This window comes from Candidatus Symbiopectobacterium sp. (assembly GCF_020054415.1).
In the GTDB taxonomy this organism is placed as follows: domain Bacteria; phylum Pseudomonadota; class Gammaproteobacteria; order Enterobacterales; family Enterobacteriaceae; genus Symbiopectobacterium.
In genome coordinates this window covers 1-2,094 of record NZ_JAHWCO010000605.1, presented here as the reverse complement: position 1 = coordinate 2,094, position 2,094 = coordinate 1, and the positions used below count along the sequence as shown (strand labels likewise).

At 52.0% G+C, this 2,094-nt stretch carries 3 protein-coding genes and 1 pseudogene; 1 reads left to right on the top strand and 3 read right to left on the bottom strand.

Annotated elements, in window-relative coordinates; all coding sequences use genetic code 11:
* The 3 genes and pseudogenes from QZ506_RS17735 to QZ506_RS17725 all read right to left on the bottom strand — a co-directional run.
* A partial coding sequence (locus QZ506_RS17735; protein WP_367272994.1) for an IS1 family transposase occupies positions 1-110 on the bottom strand: 110 nt, incomplete at its 3' end.
* 27 nt (positions 111-137) lie between these two features.
* Positions 138-1,604 (bottom strand): annotated as a pseudogene (gene modF, locus QZ506_RS17730) (molybdate ABC transporter ATP-binding protein ModF).
* Positions 1,605-1,618: 14 nt separating this feature from the next.
* Complete coding sequence (locus QZ506_RS17725; RefSeq protein WP_291972945.1) at positions 1,619-1,792, bottom strand: TOBE domain-containing protein; 174 nt, start codon at positions 1,790-1,792, stop codon at positions 1,619-1,621.
* Positions 1,793-1,985: 193 nt separating this feature from the next.
* On the opposite strand from QZ506_RS17725, the gene QZ506_RS17720 reads away from it, so the two are divergent.
* Positions 1,986-2,094 (top strand): helix-turn-helix domain-containing protein (locus QZ506_RS17720; protein ID WP_291969899.1); only part of this gene is annotated, 109 nt, incomplete at its 3' end.

Here is a 2,094-nt window from a genome sequence, read left to right as displayed (position 1 = left end):
TGTTTGCATGACTGACGACGGTAACGCTGATGGCCACTTTTTCCATAACCGTGTTTTTTCACAGGAGATGTCTGTTCACAAAACGGGCATCTTACATCAACTTTAGCCACTGTATTCCACATCCAAAACCGGACATTTCACACTGCAATCAACATATTGAATACACGACCACCTTGTGCCACAAAGGTAAGACGGTTTGTGATACATTCCGGCGCGTCTTCGGCGTGATGGGAAACGAACAGCAGTTGTGTTTCGCCTTCACCGATCAACACATCAAGCCAGCGTCGCACCAACTGTCGGTTGAGCGGATCTAACCCTTGTAACGGTTCGTCAAGGATCAGCAGTGCCGGATGTTTCACCAGCGCACGCGCAATCAGTACCAGACGCTGTTGTCACCATGACAATGCGTGGAACGGGGAGTCCGCTTGTGCGGTGAGCCCCAGCAGTTCAAGCCATTGCTGCGTTAAGAAACGTTGGCGATCGGACACGGCCTGATAAATGCCAATCGAATCGAAAAAGCCTGACGTAATAACATGGCGCACACTACTGCTGACGCGGTATTCCAAATGCAGGCTGCTGCTGACGTAACCGATATGCCGTTTGATATCCCAAATGGTTTCACAACTGCCGCGACGGCGTCCAAACAGGGTTAAATCATTACTGTATCCCTGCGGGTGATCGCCAGTAATCAAGCTTAGCAACGTGGATTTTTCTGCACCGTTAGGGCCGACGATTTGCCAATGCTGACCGGGCAACACCTCCCAATTAAGGTGGTGCAGAATGGGGCGATCATTATATTGCACCACGCCATCTCTCAGGAGGATGCGCGCTTGATCGGCTGGGAGCGTTGGCGTATGCAGCGGGTCTTCTTGGGCTGGTAGCGCTGTGCCGGAAAGCGTTTCACTAAATGCCAGTTGGGCGATCAAGGCATCGGCCAATACCGATTCACGCGTACCCGTGCGCGTCAGTGTGCAGTCGGCCAGAATACCGACATGATTGACAAATTCAGGAATATCATCGAAGCGGTTAACGATGATCGCCAGCGTGTAGCCGCGCTGAGCCAACTCCGCCAAATGCTCTGCCAACTGTGCACGGGGAGCCACATCAAGACCATCGAAGGGCTCATCCAGAATCAACAGATCGGGCTTTGGCATCAACGCCTGGCACAGCATGACCTTGCGTGTTTCGCCGGTAGAGAGGTATTTAAAACGGCGCGAGAGCAGGGGAGTGATGCCAAACAGGGCGGCCAGAGTCGCACAGCGGGTAGGATCGTGAATCTCATCCTGAATCACTTCAGCGGTAGTACGTCCGGTATCGTCTTCATCAGCGCTGAGCATATCGGTATTGTTACGCTGCCACTCTTGCGTGACCAATTGTTGCAACTGCTCGAAGGAGAGGCGTGCAACGCGAGGAAAATCGCTGTGTTGTTAGCCCTCCAGCAGCGGGAGTTCACTCGATAGTGCGCGCGCCAGCGCAGATTTTCCGCTGCCATTGGCGCCCCCAAAGGCACACTGCGATTTTCCTTCCAGCATCAAGGCATCAATGCGCAAAACGCGTGTATCATTTATGCGAAAAACACCTTGCAAAATTTGCAACGACGACATTCTTTATCTCTTTTTCAGCAAGTAATACTCTCAGAAATAAAGGGCATTGCCACCATTCCCGCGCGCACTTTTTGCTGTGTAACCTGCTCGTTTGGCACCGTGGCGCAGAGTGTCTCGCCGCTTGCCAGTGTGATCGGCACTTCGCTGCTATCCTGTCCCACTTCCAGCGACGACACTGTGCCAGTCAGCTCGTTATCGGATTGCGTCCGGGTTGCTACGGCATCGTATACCGCAATCTAGGGCGCTTTAATCAACACCAGCACTTCTTTACCTTCAATTTGTATTAGTCGAGACTAGATCTGACACTGGACCTTGAAAGGTTGAGAGTGACCGGTTTTGATATGGGTGCCTAATCCTTAAACAAAACGCGAGGTAACTCTCATGCTTCATACTAACAATCCCATTATCAAACACAAAGCCGGCCTGCTCAATATCGCCGAAGAACTCGGTAACGTATCAAAAGCCTGCAAGATCATGGGCGTGTCACGCG